19 protein-coding genes and 1 tRNA gene are annotated in these 22215 nt (G+C 57.2%); 4 read left to right on the top strand and 16 right to left on the bottom strand.

From position 1 onward, the window contains the following. Positions 1 to 179 precede the first annotated feature (179 nt). The 8 genes from pepN to ACTRWH_RS16650 all read right to left on the bottom strand — a co-directional run bounded on the left by pepN (position 180) and on the right by ACTRWH_RS16650 (position 10578). Positions 180 to 2825 carry an aminopeptidase N gene (pepN, locus tag ACTRWH_RS16685; protein ID WP_228210819.1) on the bottom strand — a complete coding sequence of 882 codons (2646 nt, stop codon included), beginning with the start codon at positions 2823 to 2825 and terminating at the stop codon, positions 180 to 182. 30 nt (positions 2826 to 2855) lie between these two features. Continuing rightward, positions 2856 to 3698, bottom strand: coding sequence for a DUF2797 domain-containing protein (locus ACTRWH_RS16680; protein ID WP_085681349.1), 843 nt, complete (start codon positions 3696 to 3698; stop codon positions 2856 to 2858). Beyond that, positions 3695 to 3994, bottom strand: a complete 300-nt coding sequence (locus ACTRWH_RS16675) for a YeaC family protein (RefSeq protein ID WP_036204593.1) — start codon at positions 3992 to 3994, stop codon at positions 3695 to 3697. Before ACTRWH_RS16675 ends, ACTRWH_RS16680 begins: the two co-directional genes overlap by 4 nt. A gap of 138 nt (positions 3995 to 4132) precedes the next feature. Continuing rightward, positions 4133 to 5008 (bottom strand): rhomboid family intramembrane serine protease, encoded by an 876-nt coding sequence (locus ACTRWH_RS16670; RefSeq protein WP_085681350.1) that lies wholly within the window; start codon positions 5006 to 5008, stop codon positions 4133 to 4135. 3 nt (positions 5009 to 5011) lie between these two features. After that, positions 5012 to 6025: a metallophosphoesterase gene (locus ACTRWH_RS16665; RefSeq protein WP_036204586.1), complete on the bottom strand. Its 1014-nt coding sequence runs from the start codon at positions 6023 to 6025 to the stop codon at positions 5012 to 5014. Positions 6026 to 6029: 4 nt separating this feature from the next. Then, the gene (locus ACTRWH_RS16660; RefSeq protein ID WP_007151855.1) at positions 6030 to 6914 is read right to left on the bottom strand and encodes an NAD(+) kinase; all 885 of its coding nucleotides are present in this window, start codon (positions 6912 to 6914) and stop codon (positions 6030 to 6032) included. 132 nt (positions 6915 to 7046) lie between these two features. Continuing rightward, a complete protein-coding gene (locus ACTRWH_RS16655) occupies positions 7047 to 8297 on the bottom strand; it encodes a DNA repair protein (RefSeq protein WP_041334726.1) in 1251 nt (416 codons plus the stop codon). Positions 8298 to 8511: 214 nt separating this feature from the next. Then, positions 8512 to 10578 carry an NADPH-dependent 2,4-dienoyl-CoA reductase gene (locus tag ACTRWH_RS16650; RefSeq protein ID WP_228210818.1) on the bottom strand — a complete coding sequence of 689 codons (2067 nt, stop codon included), beginning with the start codon at positions 10576 to 10578 and terminating at the stop codon, positions 8512 to 8514. Positions 10579 to 10709: 131 nt separating this feature from the next. Between ACTRWH_RS16650 and ACTRWH_RS16645 the strand changes: the two genes are divergently transcribed. After that, positions 10710 to 11768: an AraC family transcriptional regulator gene (locus ACTRWH_RS16645; protein WP_228210817.1), complete on the top strand. Its 1059-nt coding sequence runs from the start codon at positions 10710 to 10712 to the stop codon at positions 11766 to 11768. 206 nt (positions 11769 to 11974) lie between these two features. On the opposite strand, the gene ACTRWH_RS16640 is transcribed toward ACTRWH_RS16645, so the two are convergent. Both ACTRWH_RS16640 and ACTRWH_RS16635 read right to left on the bottom strand, forming a co-directional pair. Next, positions 11975 to 12051, bottom strand: a tRNA-Asp gene (locus ACTRWH_RS16640). A gap of 125 nt (positions 12052 to 12176) precedes the next feature. Next, positions 12177 to 13208 carry an AraC family transcriptional regulator gene (locus ACTRWH_RS16635; protein ID WP_127400825.1) on the bottom strand — a complete coding sequence of 344 codons (1032 nt, stop codon included), beginning with the start codon at positions 13206 to 13208 and terminating at the stop codon, positions 12177 to 12179. A 169-nt stretch (positions 13209 to 13377) separates the two neighbouring features. Here ACTRWH_RS16635 and ACTRWH_RS16630 point away from each other — a divergent pair, with 169 nt between their 5' ends. Beyond that, positions 13378 to 14253 carry a MaoC family dehydratase gene (locus ACTRWH_RS16630; protein ID WP_228210816.1) on the top strand — a complete coding sequence of 292 codons (876 nt, stop codon included), beginning with the start codon at positions 13378 to 13380 and terminating at the stop codon, positions 14251 to 14253. 13 nt (positions 14254 to 14266) lie between these two features. Here the strand turns inward: ACTRWH_RS16630 and ACTRWH_RS16625 are convergent, their stop codons facing one another. Genes ACTRWH_RS16625 through ACTRWH_RS16615 form a run of 3 tightly spaced genes read right to left on the bottom strand, consistent with a single transcriptional unit; the run spans position 14267 to position 18973 of the window. Beyond that, the gene (locus ACTRWH_RS16625) at positions 14267 to 15856 is read right to left on the bottom strand and encodes an ATP-binding response regulator (protein ID WP_041334723.1); all 1590 of its coding nucleotides are present in this window, start codon (positions 15854 to 15856) and stop codon (positions 14267 to 14269) included. 45 nt (positions 15857 to 15901) lie between these two features. Further along, entirely contained in the window at positions 15902 to 16528 is a 627-nt protein-coding gene (gene fixJ / locus ACTRWH_RS16620) for a response regulator FixJ (protein WP_007151863.1), read from the bottom strand. A gap of 36 nt (positions 16529 to 16564) precedes the next feature. Further along, entirely contained in the window at positions 16565 to 18973 is a 2409-nt protein-coding gene (locus ACTRWH_RS16615; RefSeq protein ID WP_228210815.1) for a Lon protease family protein, read from the bottom strand. Between the two features lie 167 nt (positions 18974 to 19140). Here ACTRWH_RS16615 and ACTRWH_RS16610 point away from each other — a divergent pair, with 167 nt between their 5' ends. Both ACTRWH_RS16610 and ACTRWH_RS16605 read left to right on the top strand, forming a co-directional pair. Further along, complete coding sequence (locus ACTRWH_RS16610) at positions 19141 to 19425, top strand: hypothetical protein (RefSeq protein WP_228210814.1); 285 nt, start codon at positions 19141 to 19143, stop codon at positions 19423 to 19425. A gap of 180 nt (positions 19426 to 19605) precedes the next feature. Further along, positions 19606 to 19980, top strand: a complete 375-nt coding sequence (locus tag ACTRWH_RS16605; protein ID WP_228210813.1) for a PilZ domain-containing protein — start codon at positions 19606 to 19608, stop codon at positions 19978 to 19980. Between the two features lie 6 nt (positions 19981 to 19986). On the opposite strand, the gene ACTRWH_RS16600 is transcribed toward ACTRWH_RS16605, so the two are convergent. From ACTRWH_RS16600 to ACTRWH_RS16590, 3 genes are all read right to left on the bottom strand, one after another. Continuing rightward, positions 19987 to 20457, bottom strand: a complete 471-nt coding sequence (locus tag ACTRWH_RS16600; RefSeq protein ID WP_041334718.1) for a flavodoxin family protein — start codon at positions 20455 to 20457, stop codon at positions 19987 to 19989. Positions 20458 to 20494: 37 nt separating this feature from the next. After that, positions 20495 to 21547 carry a recombinase RecA gene (gene recA, locus ACTRWH_RS16595; RefSeq protein WP_036204567.1) on the bottom strand — a complete coding sequence of 351 codons (1053 nt, stop codon included), beginning with the start codon at positions 21545 to 21547 and terminating at the stop codon, positions 20495 to 20497. A gap of 146 nt (positions 21548 to 21693) precedes the next feature. After that, the gene (locus ACTRWH_RS16590) at positions 21694 to 22194 is read right to left on the bottom strand and encodes a CinA family protein (RefSeq protein ID WP_228210812.1); all 501 of its coding nucleotides are present in this window, start codon (positions 22192 to 22194) and stop codon (positions 21694 to 21696) included. Positions 22195 to 22215 lie beyond the last annotated feature (21 nt).

Below are 22215 nucleotides of genomic sequence, written 5' to 3'. Positions count from 1 at the left end.
ACCTTAAACCTGTCTGAAAGCCCTGTAGAAGGCTTTTCTTATTGTGTTGTCATGGAATATCGGCTCCTGACAGAGTAGCCGATTGGCCGATATTGTCTATCGACCGAAAGTGCGATTTTGTATCCGCCTGTGACAGGCCCCGCGTTGCGGCAGACGGATACCCCAGCGATCTCGCTTCCCTATTGGCCGGCAAGGCTCTTGTGAACCACCTCGTAGACATCCCGCGACAATCCAGACTTGTCACGAACGGTCTCCAGCGCCGATTTCATCTGCTCGCCGTGAACCGGCGCGAATTTGCGCCAGCGGGTCAGCGGAGACACCAGCCTGGCCGCAATCTGTGGGTTACTGTCATCCAGTTTTCGCACCTGCTCCGCAAGGAACTGATAACCGGCTCCATCCTCTGCGTGAAAGGCAGGGAGATTCTGGCCGGCAAACACCCCGATCACCGAGCGGATCTTGTTGGGGTTCTTCCAGTCGAACGCCGGGTGCTCCATCAGTTCATGGACTTTGCGCAAGCCTCCGGTGCGGGTACTGCCCGACTGCACCGCGAACCATTGCTCAACCACCTGGGGGTCGTCCTTCCACTGATGGTAGAAGTCTGCGAGTGCCTGCTCCTGCTCTTTTTCGTAACCGGAGTTCACCAGGGCACGAAGGGCTCCCATACAATCCGTCATGTTATCGGCCTCGTTAAACTGGCTTGTCGCCAGCGTCCGGCCCTCTTCATCATCGATGTGCAGGAGCCAGGCCAGGGCGGTATTCCGCAAGCTTCGACGCGCCACGGCCTCCGGCGTCACCTCGTAGTGGCCGCTCAGGGTGTTGCGGTGATAGCAGGCCAGAAGCTCGTCCCTCAGCGATCTCGCCAGATGCGCAAGCACGCGTTCACGGGCTCTGTGGATGGCAGGTACGTTGGGCTGATCAGCCAGTTCGATCAGATAGGCTTCGGATGGCAGTTGCAGCATTTTGGCAACCAGCGCCTGGTCCAGAGACGAGTCCGCCAACAGGCTGCGATACGCCTCAACCAGGCCGGCGTCCACGTTCCCATCGGTGGACGACACCAGTGAGTTGATAACTTCCACCGCCAGGCGCTGTCCCGCGTCCCAGCGATTGAAACCGTCCGAGTCATGGCTCATCAGGAAGGTGAGCTGCTCCCGTGTCCACGGGTAGAATACCCGCACCGGCGCCGAGAACCCCCGCAACAATGAAGGCACTGGCCGCTCCGACAAGCCGTGGAATTCGAAGGTATGACTGGCGTCGGTCAACTCCAGGACTCGGTCCGTTGGCGCATCGGCATCATCTGCAGCCAGCTTCAGTGGCAACGACTCACCCTCGGCACCCAGAAGGCCGATGGCAAACGGGATGTGCTGCGGCTTCTTGTCGGTCTGTCCCGGTGTATCCGGAATCGACTGTTTGATGGTCAGGCGATAGATGCCAGCAGCGTCATCAAACTCATCCCGCACTGTCAGCTCTGGCGTGCCAGACTGCTCGTACCAGAGACGGAACTGCGACAGGTCACGACCACTGGCATCCTCCATGGCGCGGACAAAGTCGTCTGTTGTCACCGCCTGACCGTCATGCCGCTCAAAGTACAGGTCACTGCCCTTGCGGAACAGATCGGGCCCCAGCAGCGTATGGATCATGCCCACCACTTCCGAACCTTTCTCGTAGATGGTCAGCGTGTAGAAGTTCGTGATCTCCATATAGGATTCCGGACGAACCGGGTGCGCCATTGGCCCCGCATCCTCGGCGAACTGAGCGGTACGAAGCATGGTCGCATCCTCAATCCGCTTCACAGTGGGCGAACCCACATCGGCAGAAAAACAGGAATCCCGAAACACCGTGAAGCCTTCTTTCAGGCTAAGCTGGAACCAGTCGCGACAGGTCACGCGATTACCGGACCAGTTGTGGAAATACTCGTGGGCCACGATCGACTCGATGCGTTGGAACGCCATGTCCGTCGCGGTTTCCTGGCTGGCCAGTACGCACGAGGAGTTGAAAATGTTCAGCCCCTTGTTCTCCATGGCGCCCATGTTGAAGTCATCCACTGCGACGATCATGAAAATATCCAGATCGTACTCGCGGCCATACACCTCCTCGTCCCAGCGCATGGCGCGTTTCAGGGAGTCCATGGCGTGGTCGCACTTCTCGGCGTTGCGGGGCTCAACGTACATGCGCAGATCAATGTCACGACCTGACATTGTCTTAAAGGTGTCCCGCTTCTCCAGGAGGTCACCGGCCACCAGAGCAAACAGGTAGCAGGGCTTCGGGAATGGGTCTTCCCAGGTAACAAAATGCCTGCCGTCGGCCAGATCGCCCTTTTCAACATCGTTGCCGTTAGACAGCAGGATGGGATAGCGGGTTTTATCCGCCTCAACACGGGTGCGGAAACGGGCCATCACATCGGGCCGGTCAGGAAAGTACGTAATGCAGCGGAAGCCTTCGGCTTCACACTGGGTACAGAACATGCCCGACGATTTGTACAGGCCTTCCAGGCGCGTGTTGTTCTGGGGTTCGATCCAGGTCACGATCCCCAGGTTAAACTGATCCGGCACTTCATGAAGGGTGAGTTTGTCGTCACGGTCCTCGTAGGCGCTGCCCTCCAGGGGTTTGCCATCCAGGCTCACCGATTCAAGTGTGGTCAGGCTGTCGCCGTCGAGTTCAAGGCTCTTGTCCGAGGAATCGCTGTCGGGATTCCGGCACATGGCCAGGGTACAGTGAACCCTGGCCCCATCTTCAAACAGTTCAAAACGCAGATCCACATGGTCCACCAGAAAGGCGGGCACGCGGTAATCCTTGAGGAAAATGGTCTGTGGCTGACTGGTACGCATTCACTTTCTCCAGAATTCGTTGGGCCGGGCTCAGTGGTTTGGGAAGACCCGGAAGCGGACTTCATAACCGGTGTATTTACGGATATTGATAACACCGGTATCCAGGATCAGGTATTGGCCCTTGATCCCCTGGAGCACGCCGTCCGCCGAGGGCGACTTGTCCAGATTATGAGTTTTTACCGTCCGGGGCCATACCTCGACCGGATAGCTCAGAGCCAACCCGTCTTCATCGACAGCCCGGATACTGTTCTCACCGTGGGCGGCGCGCAATTCCGACAAATCGTCGGCGACCAGCTCCAGCATGCGGCGACGCTCTTCAACCAGGTCCAGATCCGGCACGTCGCCTTTAAGCATGGCCCGCCAGTTGGTTCGGTCCGCGACGTACTTCTTGCACGCGACTTCCACAAAACCTGCTAACTGTCGGGTAGTCACCCGGACCATCGGGATGGCATCGACGGCACCCTGGTCTATCCAGCGAGTTGGCACCTGAGAACCACGGGTTATGCCCACCTTGAGACCGGACGAATTAGCCAGATACACCACATGCTCAATCATGCAGTGAGTCTCTCCCCACTCCGGCTCACGGCAGGTGCCCTCATGGTAATGGCATTTTTCCGGGCTCATGATGCAGCTGTCACAGGCGGCCAACTTGCGAAAACAGGGATAGCAGTAACCCTGGCTGAAACTCTTGTTGGTCTTACGATCACAGTTGATGCAGCGTATCACGCCATCGAAATCAAACTGCAACGGGTACCCGACCATCTCATTAAGGGGGATGAGGGTATCGCCCACCCGGATGGTATAGCTGACCGGATCACCGGCCTCTGCAGGCATCTTGCGCAGGCGACCGGTCACATCAACCAATGCGGTCAAGACTTCACCTCAAAGTACTGATCTGAGCCAGCGGTACCGTTTGACGATTTCCCTGCTGTGCGCGACACGCTGGGATCGCACGCAGTCCCCGCCTTTTCGCCGCGGTCAAGGTAACCAACCCGCTCTTCCATCGGTGTGTTGTGGTGGTCTTCGTAATAAATAACGGCCTCCATGCAGATCGACCGCTGCTCGTCACTCAGTTTACGACCATCCGGCCACTTGCCCAGCTCAAGGGCGCGCTTGAGGCTCTGATAAACAGCGGGGTCCAGCCGTTTGATCAGCTCTTCGTAGGTCATTTCGTTCTCCAATCATTTGCTAGCAAAAAATGTGAGGAAACCCGTTGACAACAATAAACGATAATGATTATCATTAACTCACCAAATGACGAAGGTCGTATTCATTTGGTCTCTCTCATCAGGAGCTGTACGCTCTTTTCATGCCCCGCGGTTTCGCGGGGCTTTTTTTGGTACCGGCAAAATGGCCGCCAGGGCAAGGCCAGCCACAAAGCCTCCCAGGTGGGCTTCATTTGCCATCTGCCCCAACCCCACCATTTCGGTAAATGGCGTAAAGCCAATCACCATCCAGGCCACGGCAAACGTCACCAGTGCAGGCGGGAACTGGAAACGGGGCACGCGCCGCTGGCTCAACCAGCAATAACCCAGAATGCCGTACACAACGCCAGACAGACCGCCAAACAGAGGCCCACTCACGATGTACTGCAATCCGTTGGACAGCAGGCTGGTCACTACGAACAGGGCAAGTAACCGCGCACGGCCATCGAACCACTCAACCTGACTGCCCAGGAACCACAACATGACGGAATTAAAGATGATATGGGTCCAGCTGAAATGCAGGAAATCCGGCGTGATCAGGCGCCAGACCTGCCCACCAGCCAAGGTAGAAGACAGCGCCTGGATTCGATCCGCCATGGTACCAACATCATAGAAACGCGGATCGACGAACATCAACAGGGTGGATAGCTGATTCTGTCCCATGGCCGTCACCCAAGCCATCAATACGGCCAGGGCAATCATGGCGAGCACCATGGGTGCGTGGCGTGGCGACGGCTGCCAACGCCCCCCGACAAACACCGGCGATTGCGCTGTCGTATTGACAGCGTCCTGCACCTCGGGTTCCTTCAGGAAGCGTTCAAGAGCCTGTAACACCGGCTCCGTATGCTCAGGGTTCTCCAGCCACAGCACCTGTGCCCCACCCTCCTCGGTGATCCGGTGCTCCACCCCCTGCTCTTTCAGCCAACGACTGAAACCAGCCAGGTTTATGTCGGTATCAATCTGTTTCACGCGATACACAGGTTACCTCGCCACGCTGTCTTCGCTGGTGGGATAGTCCGGCTGCTCCGGCCTCTCCACATCCACCCAAACGAACTTGTCACGGGACAGGGTACGTTCGCCATCCAGGCGATAAGCCACTAGCTTGCCGTATTTGACCGCACTGAAGTCGATGCAGGCCACATTGTGTTTCAGTGGTGCCGGCTCGCCTTCCATCCAGTAATGGCCCACGAACACCGGTGGCGCTGAAGCGGGATAGCTGATCAGCTGGCCTCGCTCAGCGTCCGTCAGCTCACGGCAGGCGACGTCCTCCGGCAAGGGGTCGGGCTGGAACACCACGTCGGCGTAGGTTTTCGGATTATCAGCCCAGAACTTGGTGCGGAAAAACTCCCTGACGTAGCCGTCTTTACCGGTAATCTTCACGCCCGGCGGCAAGCGAAGATCCGTGCCGCGCAGCAAGGTATCCATGACCTGGCCGGCGAAGGACTCAATCGCCGCCGACGCATGGAGGAACTCGTCATCGATACAGGCACCCCCCTGATTTTCCTTGAATTTGGTGATCAGGTCGCTGTCCCAACACGCATGTACTGCCCGGAAATCCGGCTCATCGATAAACAGGGGAATGGTGTAGAACCACTCCAGAAACTCGTTCCATTCGTGGGGGTAATGCTCGAACTGTTCGAGGGTTTCGCGGATCAACCGGTCGTGCCGGGCATTGTGCTCCCGCAGGAACGTCTTGCCACTGCCGGGGCGGGCACGGGTGCAGTAGCCCAGGGCGTTGTACTCGTGATTTCCCATTACGATGCGGGCGGAACCATGCTCGACCATGTCCCTGACCAGATGTAGTGCCTCACGGATACGAGGCCCGCGGTCAATGATGTCACCAATGAATATGGCCTGGCGCCGGGGGTGTTCATAGACACCGTTAACCTTGCGATAGCCCATCTGGTCCAGTAGCCGCACCAGGGTATGAGCGCATCCGTGAATATCGCCGATAATGTCGTAGCCGCGGCTCGCGGATCTTTCCTGTCCTGGCATGTTGTTAGCTCGCTGCAATCTCACTGGCCCAGCCCAGCTTGTCCCGGCATGTGGCGTAAAAATTATGATCCGCGGGGTGAATCAGGCGAATCTTGAAGGGTTTCTTGGTGATTCGGATGATGTCGCCGGGGGCACAGGCAATGTTCATCTGCCCGTCGAAACTGATCTGCGGATAGGTTTCGTTGGTTTCACCGATCACCAGCTTGATCTCGCTCTTGCCGTCCACCACGATCGGGCGACTGCTCAACGTGTGCGGGAACATGGGCACCAGCACGACGGCATCGAGTTTCGGATGCATGATCGGCCCGCCCGCCGATAACGAATAGGCGGTCGACCCGGTCGGCGTAGCCACGATAAGCCCATCCGAGCGTTGGCTGTATACGAAATGTCCGTCGATGTAGAGGTCGAACCCGATCATCCGGGTCGATTTGCCGGGATGCAGCACCACGTCATTCAGGGCGGTTCCAAAGCCCAGGGGCTGGCCATTGCGCTCCACGTGCCCATCCAGCAGGAAACGTGTCTCTTCGATGTATTTCCCCTGCAGGACCTTGCCCAGCCGTTCCTCCAGGTCAGACGGAGAAATATCGGTCAGGAAACCAAGACGACCACGGTTCACACCCAGCAGCGGAATCTTGGATTTGGCCAGTTCCCGGGCAGCGCCCAGCAGACTGCCATCACCACCCACCACAATAACCAGGTCACAAATTTCACCCAGCAGCTTCTTGCTGGCCACCTGAAGACCATGACCAGGCAGCATACTGGCGGTGTCCTCCTCAATGATCACGTGATAGTTATTGCTCACCAGATACTGTTTGAGCTGACGCAGCGATTCGACCACCTTTACGCTGCCCATGCGGCCAATCACGCCAATGTTTCTGAATTGATCCATGTAGCTTCCTGTGGGTGTCTGGGTTGGGCCGGGGCGGAGCTGATTCATCACCCGGGGGCGTATCAGCACCCATAGTAACGAAATACGGCCCGATTCTGAAAAAAGATCCCGCAGGAAATCGCTAGAGGCAGGTTAGTTGGAGTCCTTCGGCCGGTGCTGTTCGCAGCGATCATCCACCTCTGCCCGAAACTCAGCCGGCTGACTGATGCGCATGACGGGCTCACCACAGGGTTTACCGTTGGTAAGCTTATGATGGCAGACCGGGTGTTCATAGTGGTCAAGCCATTGCCGGTAGGCCGGCTCATTGAGCCCGCAACGCTCAGCAGCGTAGGCCACAGGGTTGCGGAAATAGCTCTCGATATCATCGTAAGGCAGGGTAATATGACCTACCCCGGCGTGGTAGGCCACCAGGAAGACCGAATGGTTTTGCAGATGATCCATGACTGAATTTTCGGTTGGCGGCTGGTGTCGCAAGTCATAGTTTTCCTGCTCCAGCACCACGATCTTTTCGTCCCTCAATTCCAGTTCGCGCTGACGGCGCTCCAGTTGCTCTCGCAGCAACACCACCTCGGCATCCGCCGTAGCACCCTCGCGCTCATTACGGGCCTCACCACTGGCGATCTGCTCCTGCATCATCAGGTACTGCTCATTGCGCTCAGCAAGGCGTTTTTTCAGCTGTTCATTGCTGAGTTTCTGGCGCTCATACTTCTGCTGGAGTTCGGCGGTTTCATTACGCAGGGCCTGCATCTCATGGCGGTTTTCACGCTGCAGATCAGACAGCGCATCGCGATGAACACTTTGCAGGGTTTTGATGCGAAGCCGCTGTTCCCGGATAACACGGGCAAGCCGCACCCGGTCTGCGGAAACCTCAGGTTCTTCCTGGGAACGGGACTCGGCACCCAACACAGGAATATCCTCTTCCGGCGTGGGCTCCACCTTGCGGAACCTCAGTGTGTTCGCATCCACGGCGCGCCGAATGGCCTGAAAGTGGTTGCTTCCCGGGGTCATATCAGGATCCCAGAAATCCTCGGCACTGGCAGACTTCGGGCATTGACTGCGACACACCAATCGAATCGGACCAGCACCCATATCCGGGCCCTTGGCACCTTTGCGGGCCAGTTTTTCTACGGGCAAGTTCCAATGGCTGTCAGCCCTGCCTTCCTCATCAAAATAGATTCGGAAGAAAACCAGCGAACGCACCAGAAGGTCGCTGCCAAGCAATACGTAAACGGCCTTTACATCGGTATCTGCCAGGTCGGACAGGCCAACGTAGCCATCAAGAAAGGCCCCGAACTCAGACGCACGCATCTGGCGCGACACGTCGCTGCCGTCCATGAAAAACACCGCCGAATAACCATCGCTTGCCTGGTCGGCAGACCCCATTGCTAACTCCCCACTCTCCGAAAACCCGACCGCTACACGACAAACACACCAAAAGTGTTCCGTTTTTTCGTCAGACACCAGAAACCGGCCCTGCACAGTGCGCGGGGCCGGCTTCAAACTGACAGACTTCCGGGTAATAGTCTAGCGGGTCAAACCTCTGAAGGTAGAGTAAAACTGCAACGTTTTGTGATCAGGGCCCGCACGCCCGTGGCACTCAGAGCTCCGCTGCCAGGCGGCTGCCCTGATTGATCGCGCGCTTGGCATCCAGTTCCGCGGCCACGTCGGCGCCACCGATCAAGTGCACCTTAATTCCAGCGGCTTCAAGCCCACTCTGTAACTCACGCAAAGGCTCCTGGCCGGCACACACAACAATGGTATCCACCGGCAATACCCTATCCTCTCCCTGCTCGGCACCTTTCGGGGTCACCGTTATGTGCAGCCCGTCATCATCAATCTTGCGGTAGCTCACGCCCGGAACCATCTGCACCTGGCGATTCTTCAGTGAAGTGCGGTGAATCCAGCCTGTGGTCTTGCCCAGGTTTTTACCGACTTTCGATGCCTTGCGCTGCAACAGGTACACCTCGCGGGCCGGCTCCGGCACCTCCGGCTCCATGCCCTGAATACCGCCACGATGACCAACGCTCAGGTCCACTCCCCATTCACGCATGAAGTGCTCGGGATCCAGCGCCGCCGAGGTGCCCTTGTGGACGATGAATTCCGAGACGTCGAAACCGATGCCACCGGCACCAATCACCGCCACTTTCTGCCCTACGGGCTTGCGACCCAACAGCGCATCCAGGTAACCAATGACACTGGGGTGATCCACTCCCTCAATCTCCGGTGTGCGCGGGCTGACGCCGCTGGCCAGCACCACATGGTCGTATCCACCAGCCTTGAGGGCATCGACATCCACACGGGTATTCAGGCGTACGTCCACCCCGTGCTTGTCCAACATGACCCGGAAATAACGCAGGGTTTCGTAGAACTCCTCCTTGCCCGGTATCCGCTTGGCCACGTTGAACTGACCACCCACTTCGCTACCGGCGTCAAACAGCGTTACTTTATGACCACGCTCCGCCGCTACCGTCGCAAACGCCAGGCCTGCGGGGCCGGCCCCAACCACCGCGATCGTTTTGGGCTCGGCGGTTTTGACGTAGGTCAGCTCAGTTTCGTGACAGGCACGGGGGTTGACCAGACAAGAGGTCAGCTTGCCGCTGAAGGTATGATCCAGGCAGGCCTGGTTGCAACCGATGCAGGTGTTGATTTCGTCCGCGCGGTCTTCGGCAGCCTTCAGAACAAGGTCCGCATCCGCCAGGAACGGACGGGCCATGGACACCATATCAGCATCGCCTTCCGCGAGGATCTTCTCGGCAACATCCGGCATGTTGATGCGGTTGGTGGTCACCAGGGGAATGCTGACCTCGTCTTTCAGGCGGGCCGTTACCTTGGTAAACGCGCCTCGAGGCACAGAGGTAGCAATGGTCGGTACACGGGCTTCATGCCAGCCGATGCCGGTGTTGATAATGGTTGCGCCGGCTTTCTCGATTTCTTTCGCCAATTGCACCACTTCATCCCAGGTACTGCCATCTTCGATAAGATCCAGCATCGACAAACGGTAAATAAGGATGAAATCGCTGCCCACACGCTCGCGAACCCGGCGAACAATCTCGATCGGCAGTCGAATGCGGTTCTCGTAGCTGCCACCCCACTGATCAGTACGATGGTTTGTATGGGCCACGATGAACTGGTTGATGAAGTAACCTTCCGAACCCATGATCTCCACGCCGTCGTACCCGGCTTCCCGCGCGAGCGCCGCGCAGTTGACGTAATCCTCAATCTGCTTTTCGATACCCGCTTCGTCCAGCTCTCTAGGCTTCATCGGGTTGATGGGCGCCTGAATCGCGGACGGGGCCACCAGCTCCGGATGATAAGCGTAGCGACCGGCATGGAGAATCTGCATACAGATCTTGCCGTCGGCCTCATGCACCGCGCGGGTGATCACCTGATGCTTGTCCGCTTCTTCCTGGGTGTTCATCTTGGCCGCGTGCTGGAACACCGCACCTTCCACATTCGGGGAAATACCACCAGTCACAATCAAACCCGCACCGCCACGGGCACGTTCGGCGTAGAAAGCGGCAAGCCGATCAAAACCATTCTTCGCCTCTTCCAGGCCAGTATGCATGGACCCCATCAGTGTACGATTGCGAAGACGCGTGAACCCCAGATCCAACGGCTCCAGCAAATTGGGGTAACGTTTAACGCCCGGTGTCGATTCGGTCATGATCTCTCTCCTGTTATTGGATCGGCAATGCCGTGATATGGGCTCTAAATTAGCCATCCGGCCCTTCCCAAACAATATCCCGAAACAACAGTTTGATATCCTGTAACGACTTGTCGGACAATACCTGCATCATGAAAACGAGCACCAGACACAAAAACCCCCTCGGCGATATCAGCGTGCTGTACGTCGCCGTCATGGCCCGCGCACTTCGGGCCGAAGGCCGGGACCCCACAGACCTGCTGAGCCGGTTTGGGCTGGACGAACAAGCACTGGGAGCGCCTGCGGCCCGGATCAGCATCCCCCGGTTCATGAGAATGGGTCAGGCGGCTATCGCCCTCACCGGCAACCCCGCGCTCGGCCTGACGATGGGCCAGCTGTCTCGCCCCGTGGACGCGGGTATCGCAGGGCTTGCCGCCCAATCTGCCGCCACAGCTGGCGAAGCCATCAGCACGCTGATTCATTATTCCCTACTCAACAGCCGCAACAGCAGGGGTGTTCCCTGGACAGCCGGCAAGGGCCGTGAAGCGCATTTTTACTCCATCAAACCCTACAACGTGTTTAATTACTTCGTGGTGGATTCGGTCCTTGCAGCCTGGGCCCAATTCCTGAGGCTCATTACCGGCCACGACGGGGTCGTTGAACGGGTCTGCATTGAGTACCCTTCCCAGGGTTACGACGATGTGTTTGAACAGTGGTTCGGGTGCCCGGTGAAGTTCGGTGCCGAAGGCAACAGCCTCAGACTGGCCCCGGGAATAGCGGAAGCCGCTTCGCTACAGGCGCAGGCCGCCATGTTCGAGTCACTGTCAGGGCAGTGCGCGCAGGAACTGTCACGTATCCGCGCCGGGTGGAGCACGGCTGACCGGGTGAAAGACCAGCTCCCACCCCTGCTACAGGGCGGCACTCCGACCCTGATGACCGTCGCCCATAAGCTCGGCGTCGCGCCCTGGACACTTCAAAGGCAATTGGCAGAGGAGAACACCGGATTTCGGGAACTGGTGGACGACACCCGCAAGGAGCTGGCTATCGAGTACATACGGGAAACACGGGTATCGCTGTCAGAAATTGCGTGGCTATTGGGCTTTGCCAATCCGGCAGCATTTCATAAGGCGTGGCGTCGCTGGTTCAACACCAGCCCGGGGGAACATCGAAAACAGTACCTGGCGGAGCAGGCTGCCAAAGGTATTCTCTAAAAACCTGAAAGCACCACTACAACTCAGTGGCATCGTCCAGAGTATCGTCATCATCATAGTCTTCAAACTGACAATCCATCAGCTCTTCTTCGTAATCGGACATTGTTCGTCTCCCAAGTTTCAAACAGGAGAACGATAGCATGGACAATATTACAGAGAGATGAATCGGGAATGACAACAAAAAGAGGTAATCAAAGAAGGGAAAATGGCGGAGCGGACGGGACTCGAACCCGCGACCCCCGGCGTGACAGGCCGGTATTCTAACCAGCTGAACTACCGCTCCGCGTGAGCCGCCACCTCGGGCGCAATCAAGGGTGTGACTGCTCGGTGACAACGAGGGCGCATTATAAAGAGGCCGCCCTGCATGTCAACGTTTTTCATGAAAAAAGTTCGGTTTTCGGAAGGCTCTTACATGGCATCAACCATGGCATCCTTTCCCTGTGCGGTCTTTCGGTATTCGATAGGCGTCATGCTCGACCAACGCTTGAACGCCCGGTAGAAAGTACTGGGTTCCGAGAAGCCGGTGAGATAAACGATTTCGTCAATGGATTCGTCGGTGGTTGCCAGCAGCTGCCGCGCCAGGCGATAACGGAAATCCGCCAGCACCTGGTTGAAGCTGGTTTCTGCTTCAGTCAGGCGGGTACGCAGGGTTCGGGGTTTAATGCCAAGACGTTCGGCCACTGCATCCAGAGTAACCTCGCCGCTGTCCAGCAGTTCCGCAACAATCCGCTCGACCTGTCCGACGATGTCTTTCTTCTCAAGACGGGCCACCTGCTCACTGGCAAACCGCTCATGGAGGTCCAGCAACTCCGGTTCCGCATGGGGTGAAGCATGGGACAGCAGGGTGGCAGGGAAATACAGCCGGTTTTCCTTGGCGCCAAATATGACATCGCAGCCAAGCACGTCGATCACATGCTCCTGGCCATGCTCACGCTGATGCTCAAACTCGATGCGCGACGGGTAGAAGCGGTCATCGGTGATCGATTTGAAAAAGGTAATCAGACCCTGCACGAAGCATTCGTTGAAGTGCCGCAGACGGCTGACTTCGCTGGAAGCGGCATCCAGAACCATGCAAGCCTCGTCACCCTCGATGAAGAAGTCGGTATTGGCAGCATCGCTCAACAGGCGCTGATAGTTCTGAGCCCGCCGCAGGCCCTCGCCAAACGTCGGGCTACTCAGAAACAGGTATTCCAGTACCTGCCCCTTGTAAGCCGGTAACAACTGACCCAGGTGGAGGCCGGCGTCGGAGTCACCCGACACATCCTCAACCACCTGCCAGAAATACAACTGGGCACTGTGAGGTGTTCTTAGCTGCTCGGTGTAGACATAGTCTTCATCCACTCCCAGCCGGGCAAAAATGGCATCTGTATCAATCCCTTTGCGTTTCATGGCCTGATAAATCAGGCGCAACATCACACCCGCATCGCGAAGTTCCTGCATAAAATCCCGCTTTATAGTTGTTTATTAATCGGCTTGGCCGGCCGGACAACCTTGCTGGCAAGCCAGGTCAATGCTCATACTGGCCGGGTTTGCCAGACTCTGAGACCTTAGTCTTATATTAGAGCATATCAGGCCACAGACGCACAGGTGTACCAGGAGAGATAGCAATATGACAGATACTTCAATCTACCACCGTCACCCGCCCGGCCTATGGTCGCTTTACAGCAAGGCCCTACTCCCGAAAACCAAGCCATCCGGCGACGAACTCAGAATCCCCGGCCTGTCCACCCGATTAATCGGTGTCAGTACGGCCAACGATAACCTGAAACGCTACCGGAAGGTATGTGGCTTCGATACACAGGCTAACGTGCCCATCACCTGGCCCCACATCCTGGCGTTTCCGTTGCATCTGAAACTGCTGACCGAGAAAGACTTCCCACTGCCCCTGCTTGGGCTCGTTCACCTTCGCAACAACATCACGCAGCACCGAGCCATCGGCACCGGGGAAACGCTGGACATCACCGCACGGCTGGACGGTCAGAACAATACGTCGAGGGGCCTGGAGTTCGATCTGGTCACCGAAGCCTGGTCCGCAGGGAGGCTGGTGTGGGAAGAGACGAGCACCAACCTGTTCCGACAGCCGGATAAAAGCAAAAAGGCCTCGGCCGATAAACCTCCCGAACTACCCCACTACCCTGAGACCACCGACTTCAGTGCCGCGGAATCCATTGGCCGGCAATACGCGGGGGTATCCGGTGACAGAAACCCGATACACCTTCACGCGCTGACCGCAAAGGCCTTCGGTTTCCCCCGGGCGATTGCCCACGGCATGTGGAGCAAGGCCCGAGTGCTGGCATTACTGGAACAGCAAAGCGGCTGGCGCCCGGACGCGATATCCGTCTCCTGCCAGTTCAAGAAGCCGCTGTTCCTTCCCGGAACCGCACAACTCAACTGGCAGGCGGGGCAAGACGGCTGGGATTATCAGCTACTGAATGCGTCCGGAAACGCACCCCACCTGAGCGGCCAGATACATTGGGAAAGTTAAGTGGGGAGAGAGGTTACTCTGTCGGCTCTCCGGAGCCGTCAGTGGACGCACAGGGCGAACCCACGGCACCGGCGACCGGCAGGGTAAAGAAGAAACACGCACCACCGTGCTCGGGCCGCTCAAACCCGATATCACCGCCCTGGGCCTGGATCAGGGATCGACACATGGGCAAGCCAATCCCCATGCCTTCTTCCTTGGTGGTATAAAACGGCAGGAACAGCTTTTCTTCCGCATCGTCCTGCAGGCCAACACCATGATCGGTGACCGCCACACGGACACAGCCCGTGCCTGACATCGCCACGGTTACCTCCACAGGCTTTTCCGATTGGGCGCTGCGAGTTGACTCCAAGGCATTACGAATCAGGTTCAACGCAACCTGCTGTACCTGAATCGGGTCCGCCAGGACATCCGGCACGTCATTGGCCACCGAAATCTCGACGCCGCCTTCGTTGTTGCGGATATCCACTTCTGCGAACTGGCGGGTATCTTCCAACAGCGCCGCAATCGACAACACATCCTTTCCGGCAGCCGGCTTCTTCATAAACCGCCGGATGCGTCGGATCACCTCACTGGCGCGGTGTGACTGGGCTTCGATCTTCTCCAGCGTTTCCTCAAGCAACTCGTGGTCCGGCGCTTCCTTGGCCAACACGCGCTTGGCAACGCGGGCATAGTTGGTGATGGCCGTCAGTGGCTGGTTAACCTCATGTGCCACACCGGCCGCCATCTCCCCCATGGTGGTCAGGCGGGAGAAGTGGGCCAACTGCTCACGCTGCTCCTGAACCATGTGCCGGGCGTCGTCCAGTGCCCGCTCACTTTCAAGCTCAGCAGTGATGTCACGGAAGACAACCACCGCGCCATGCAGTTCATCACCATCCAGTTTCGGTGTCGCACGATACTCCACCGGAAACGGTGAACCATCTGCGCGTAACATCTCGATATCGCGCTGGTTCTCCGCAACACCCTTGGTACAGGTGGCATAAACAGGAAGTGACTCACATCCGTGGCCGGCGGTGCGGAAATGGAGATCGAAAAAACCCTCACCAATCAACTCTTCAACAGGCCTGCGCATGATCAGCGCCGCCGCCGGATTGGCGAACACGATGGTACCCCTGGCGTCGAGACCGTAAATACCTTCGCTGATGGAATTGAGTATGCGGGCCTGATCGTTTTCAAGCTGGCGATTACGGGCCTGAAGCGCCCGCTCAAGGCGGATGACCCTGGCATGGGTTTTCACCCGGGCAATCACCTCCTGGGCCTGGAACGGCTTGGAGATGTAGTCAGCGCCTCCCAGGGAGAATCCCCGGACTTTCGCCTGCAGATCATCCAGAGCGGAGAGAAACACCACGGCGCTGTCTGACGTAACCGGGTCTGCCTTGAGGCGTTCACACACCTGATAGCCGTCAAGTTCCGGCATCATGATGTCGAGAAGGATCACTTCCGGCTGATGGCGATGAGCAAGGTCCAGCGCCTTTTCACCATCGTTGGCAATGAGCAGGCGATAACCCTTGTCTTTCAGGGTCTCATAGAGAACCTTGAGGTTCTGCGGGTTGTCGTCAACGAGCAGAACCGTTACGTCTGTTGTCTCAAGGACAGCATCTGTCATAGAAGTACGGCCGGTTACGATGATGAATGCATGATGCCGGCCAAATCAGCGCGCGTCGATAAGGTCCTTTACGGACAGAACCATACGGACCAGGTGTGCCAGTGAATGCGTGCCCATCTTATGCATCACCCGTGAGCGATGAATTTCCACGGTACGCTGGCTGATCTCCAGTTCGATGGCAATGACCTTGTTCGCCTGCCCGGCAATCATCCGATCCATGATTTCATGTTCCCGGGGCGTCAGGCTTTTTACGCGGCGCAGGATTTCCTGCTTCTCACCGAGAGTTTTGCGCTGCTCCTTGTCCTGTTCCAGGGCGGCTTCGATTTTCTGGAGCAGGGCCTCTTCACGATAGGGTTTCTGAATGAAATCGACCGCGCCCTCTTTCATGGCATCCACGGCCATGGGGACATCACCGTGCCCGGTAACGAAGATAATTGGCAGGATGGAGTGCTTTTCATTCAGTTTCTTCTGGAGTTCCATACCATCCATGCCCGGCATGCGGATATCCAGTACGATACAGCCGGCCATTTTTTCGGAGTAATCCTTGAGGAATGCGTTGGCATTGTCATAAGTCTTGACCGGCTTGCCATCGGATTTCAGCAGCAGTTCAAGAGAATCACGAACCGCCTCATCGTCCTCAACTACGTAGACCGTTTGCTGGGTATCAGTCATGTGCCTTGTCTCTCCTTTCAATGACCGCCGTGGCTCTTAATGAATCGACGGATCTTTGTGGTCGTCCCGGGCATGCTCCTGACGCTCATGCTCGCGCATTTTTTCCAGACGTTGCTGGATAATGCCAAAAACGCTCTGCTTAGGGTACCTGCCTTTGTCATCAGCCTTGCCTGCCGGTTTACCGAGCAACAGCGTAATTGCTTCCTCGGCACGGCTGACCGCATGCACGGCAAACTGTCCATTGCGAACAGCCTGGACAACCTCCTGCTCAAGCATCAGGTTCTGGACGTTGGTGGAGGGTACGATCACCCCCTGGGTGCCAGTGAGTTCCCCGGTCAGCCTGCAAGTGCTGAAAAAGCCTTCAACCTTCTCGTTCACGCCACCAATGGGCTGAACCTCTCCGAACTGGTTCACCGACCCGGTAATCGCCAGGTCCTGCCTGACAGGCAGGCCGGATAACGCAGACACCAGGGCGCACAGTTCCGCCAGCGAAGCACTGTCACCGTCCACTTCGCCGTAGTTCTGCTCGAAGGTCAGGCTGGCCGACAGATGCATGGGATCCGTAACGGCAAAATGGGCAGACAACCAGGAACTGAGGATCATCACCCCTTTCGAGTGAATGTTACCACCCAGTTTGACGTCCCGTTCGATATCCATCACACCGCCATCTCCATAATAGCAGGTAGCGGTGATACGGTTGGACAAACCAAACTCGAATCCGCCGGTAGAGAGCACTGACAACGCGTTCACCTGCCCAACACAGGTGCCCGTTGTGGACACCAGCGTGGTGCCATCGCGGATGGAGTCGTAAAACTGATCACGGATACGGCTGCTGCGATATTGGGCGCTCTCCAATGCCTGATCCACATGGGAGTTCTGGATCAGCTTTGCCCCCGCCTGTCTCGCCCAGTAATCAGACTCCCTCAGCAGATTGGCGATATCCGCTGCGTGCAGCGACAGCCGATCCTGATGTTCTGCCATGCGCGAACTGTGCTCAATCACACGTGCCACGGCTTTGTTGCTGCAATGCAGCAGCTTCTTTTCGTTCACCAGGCTGGCGATGAACTTGGCGTACAGGAGCTGGCTCTCGTCCGTACGCATCATCTCGTTTTCAAAGTCTGCGGTGACCCGAAACAACTCAGCGAACTCGGGGTCGTATTCCTGCAACAGCATCCAGGTTTCCCGATCGCCAAACAGTACGATCTTTACGTCCAGCGGAATAGCTTCGGGTTCCAATGAAATCGTGCCCGACAGGGTCAGCTCCCGTTCCAGCGAGTTGATCTGGATGGACTTGGATCGCAAGGCACGCTTCAACCCGTCCCAGACAAATGGCTGCTCAAGCACCTTGATCGCATCCATCAGCAGATACCCCCCGTTGGCACGGTGAATACTGCCAGGGCGTATGAGCGAGAAGTCGGTAAACACCGAACCCTTGAAGGTTACGCTTTCCACGTAGCCAAACAGGTTGTGGTAGGTGGGATTGTCCTCGACCACAACCGGCACTTCGTCGGTTTTCTGGTGAACCAGCACATTGACCAGATAGCGCCGGGGCATTTTTTTATCCAGCGACGCATAGGCGATGGCCGCCTGCTCTTCATTGTCTTCCAGAAAAATTTCCAGGCTCTCGGACAGATCCTTACGCACTTCCTCGAAGTACGAAACCACCTCCGGCATATCCCTGTATTTCTCGATCAACTCGTCGATCTGGTGTCCGGAGATGCTTTCCAGCGTTTCCTCGTTGAGTGCCTGCTGGCTTTCGGCGTATTCCTGCTCCCAATCCGCCAGTTTGCGTAGGGCCTGACGCAGCTTCTTCTCGAGCTTGTTGATATCATTCTCGAACTTGTCCCGCTGAGCTTCTGTCAACGCCTGGAAGGATTCAGCGGTATGGGGTTCCTCGCCATTCATCGCCACCAACCGATAGCCGCCGGGTGTCGTAATATTCAGGCTGACCTTCTTTCGCTTGGCCTGGGCTGCCACCTTCTCCAGTTCATCTTCCTGCTTCTTGCCATACCCGTTTTTCAGCTGCTCTGCACGCTCAAGGAAACTGTCGCTGTCGAACGTCTGGGGGATCATCTTCATCAGACGCCCCATCAACTTTTCCATATCCTGTTTGAGCTCGGTGCCCTTACCGGCGGGCAACTGAAGAACACGGGGAATTCGCGGTTCCTCGAAGTTGGCGACATAACACCAGTCGTGGCTCTGATTCTCAGTGTCCACGTGATGCTCCAGATAACGGAGCATCATCGTGCGCTTGCCTAAGCCGTTACGGCCCACGGCATAGACGTTGTAACCGCCATGGGGCATGGCAAGCGCAAAACGCACCGCTGCCTGGGCCCGATTCTGGCCAACAATTTCCGCCAGGGGCTCGAGCTGTCGCGTGGTCTTGAACGGTAGATCTTTTAAAACACAGGCTTTGTAGAGCTGGTTCAGGGACAGTGACTTCAAGGTTCGGTCCTGTAACGGTATGAAAGCATTTTGGTGTTGGCCGCTCATTGTAGAATCTGGGGCCGGCCCTGTCGCGCTCTCGCTAAAGATTTAGCCCAACTTGTCGATAAATTGATCAATCGGGCATAATAACAGAGGCCTCAACCTCAGGGCGGGACACTCATTCAATGGATATTTATCGAAATCAGTCACAACCGTTGACGGTGCTGGAGTCACTGCGAAAACGCAAACCCTTTACCGCACCGCAGCCGCAACAGGCGTCACCGTCGCCGGAAAAACCGCAGGGCGACCGACGTGTACAGCCCGACCGACGCCGGGCACAGGTGGCTTTTGAGGGGCCAGACCGCCGCAAGAAGCGGTCCAGGCGCAGCCCGCGATTACTGAACCCGAAAACCGGCAAGGCCGCTCCCACCGAAGACCGCCGGGGGCGACTGGTCAGCACCCAGGTCTGAACACCATGTCATTAGGGGCATGATTTTGCTGTTGGCACACTGCAGCCCCATTTTGATAACCCGGTCACAGTTCTTCGCTTGGTCATTTTTCAGTCACCATCGTGGGCACTAGACTTCAACGTCCCGGTGGAAGAACGGGCCAATAATAATCACAAGATACGCAACGGATGCCAACGTATGATGAGTGATTCCGCAGACCGCAGAATCAAGGACCGCTACCCTGCCATGTGCCTGAAGGTACAGCTGCAGGAGCGTGGCTTCTTTGGTCGAGGGAAGAATTCGACCGCTGTCACCTGCCTGGACCTGAATCGCTATGGCATGGCGGTGCTTTGCCCAAGGCCAGTAGAGTCTGGCGCCCGTCTCTATATGGACTTTCATGGCAAGTACATCCGCGAATCCCGTGTCGCCGCCCGGGTGATCAGTTGCCAGCCCTATCAGACCGGTTACCGGGTAAGCATCCAGTTCAGCTACTGTTTCGACAAAAAGGGGTATTCACGAACCGTGGACAATGCCCTTTCCCGCATTGAAGGCCTGTACAACCGCTACGCCAACTAAAGCTTCCTAGAACAGCCCGGCATCCAGGCTGGCGGCCATGTAGAGCCCCAGTTCCCGGCACTGATCCTCGAATTCGTCCCGATAGTCGCCATGACAGAGCAATGGCTCCTGCACCAGCCGCCAACGCAGGCCCGTGGTGATGGAATCGATAGCGCGATGGGTGCCGGTACCGTCGAGACCGGCGCGGATGTAGAAGGTGAAGGGCAAACCCTGGGTTTTCTCAAGGCAGGGGTAGTAACTGCGGTCAAAAAAATCCTTTAACGCACCACTCATGTAACCAAGGTTTTCAGTGGTACCGAGGATGATGGCATCACAGGCCAGAACATCTTCCGGGCCTGCTTCCAGCGGAGGGAGCACCGTGACCTCGACATTTTCGATGTCTTCGTGTTTTGCGCCCTGCTCTACGGCTTGCCTTAGTTTAAGGGTATTCGGGGAGGGTGCATGGGCGACAACCAGTAGTTTTTTCTTCGCATCCATACTATCTCCCCGATAACGCAGGAACTAATAACAGAGCTTAGAGAAGCTCACCGTTCGCGTCTGCTGTTGCCTCTTCCTTTGCAGCTTCTTCTTTCTTGGCCGGCTTGGGCATCAGCTTGTCACGCACCGCCGCTTCGATCTCATTGGCGATCTCAAGGTTCTCTTCCAAAAACTTGCAGGCATTGGCCTTGCCCTGGCCGATCTTGTCGCCCTTGTAGGCGTACCAGGCGCCGGACTTGTCCACGAAGCCTTCCTTCACACCCATATCGAGCACTTCGGCCATGTGGTAGATGCCCTTGCCGTACATGATCTGGAACTCGGCCTGCTTGAACGGCGGAGATACCTTGTTCTTGACCACTTTCACTCGGGTTTCGTTGCCCACCACTTCATCGCCATCTTTAACGGCACCGATGCGGCGAATGTCCAGGCGAACGGATGAGTAGAATTTCAGGGCGTTGCCGCCGGTGGTGGTTTCGGGGCTGCCGAACATCACACCAATTTTCATGCGGATCTGGTTGATAAAGATTAGCAGGCAGTTGGCATGCTTGACGTTACCCGTCAGCTTACGCAGCGCCTGGGACATCAGGCGGGCCTGGAGACCAACATGGCTGTCCCCCATCTCACCTTCAATTTCGGCCTTGGGCGTCAGCGCTGCCACGGAGTCCACGATGATGACGTCAACAGCGTTGGAGCGTACCAGCATGTCAGAGATTTCCAGCGCCTGCTCACCGGTGTCCGGCTGGGATACCAGGAGTTCATCCACGTTCACGCCCAGCTTTTCGGCATAGACCGGGTCCAGGGCATGCTCCGCATCCACAAACGCACAGGTTTTTCCAGCCTTCTGGGCCTCGGCAATCACCTGCAGGGTCAGCGTGGTTTTACCAGAGCTTTCCGGGCCGTAGATCTCACAGATACGACCATAAGGCAGACCGCCTATTCCCAGCGCCACATCCAGGCCCAGGGAACCGGTGGATACCGCAGGGATCGCTTCCCTGGGCTGGTCGCCCATCTTCATGACGGCGCCCTTGCCGAACTGGCGTTCGATCTGGCTCAGTGCTGCACCCAGTGCTTTCTTGCGGTTGTCTTCCATCGTTGCAAACCCTCTGTCGCCAATGCCGTTATCGGGACGGGAGCCCGGCGGCCAAAATCATGGACTGCGGAACCCGGAAAAACCGGACTCCTGTATATTTGAACAGTATTAAAACACAACACGAAGGCAAGACCAACCCCTCCGTTTCAGGGCTTTTCCAGAAAGCCCCTAACTCCCTGTAACACATAAAGAACCGCCTGGCGCCGAACCTGATCACGGTCACCCTGGAACTGCTCAACCACCGCTTCGGTGTCAGCCGGAGAGCGCCCCCAGGCAAACCACACCGTGCCTACCGGCTTGTCGTCACTGCCGCCACCAGGGCCCGCCACGCCACTGATCGCAACAGCCACATCCGCACCCGTGGCCGCCAGGGCACCAGCAACCATTTCCCGTACCACCGGTTCGCTAACTGCTCCGTGCTCCCCCAGCGACGGTTCAGTCACACCCAGCAAGCCCCTTTTTGCATCGTTGCTGTAGGTCACCAGTCCCGCCAGAACGTATGAAGAAGAGCCCGCGCGGTCGGTCAGCACCTTGGCAACCCAGCCGCCAGTGCAACTTTCGGCAGTGGCTATCGTAAGCTCGCGTTGCATTAATACGTCAGCCAATTGCGTGCCGGCTTCCGCCAATGCCTCGTCAGTCAGTGGCATAATGATCTCCTTCGTTTCATC

This window comes from Marinobacter sp. G5_S1_61_S3 (assembly GCF_054968585.1).
This window is presented reverse-complemented; position numbering and strand designations above follow the sequence as displayed.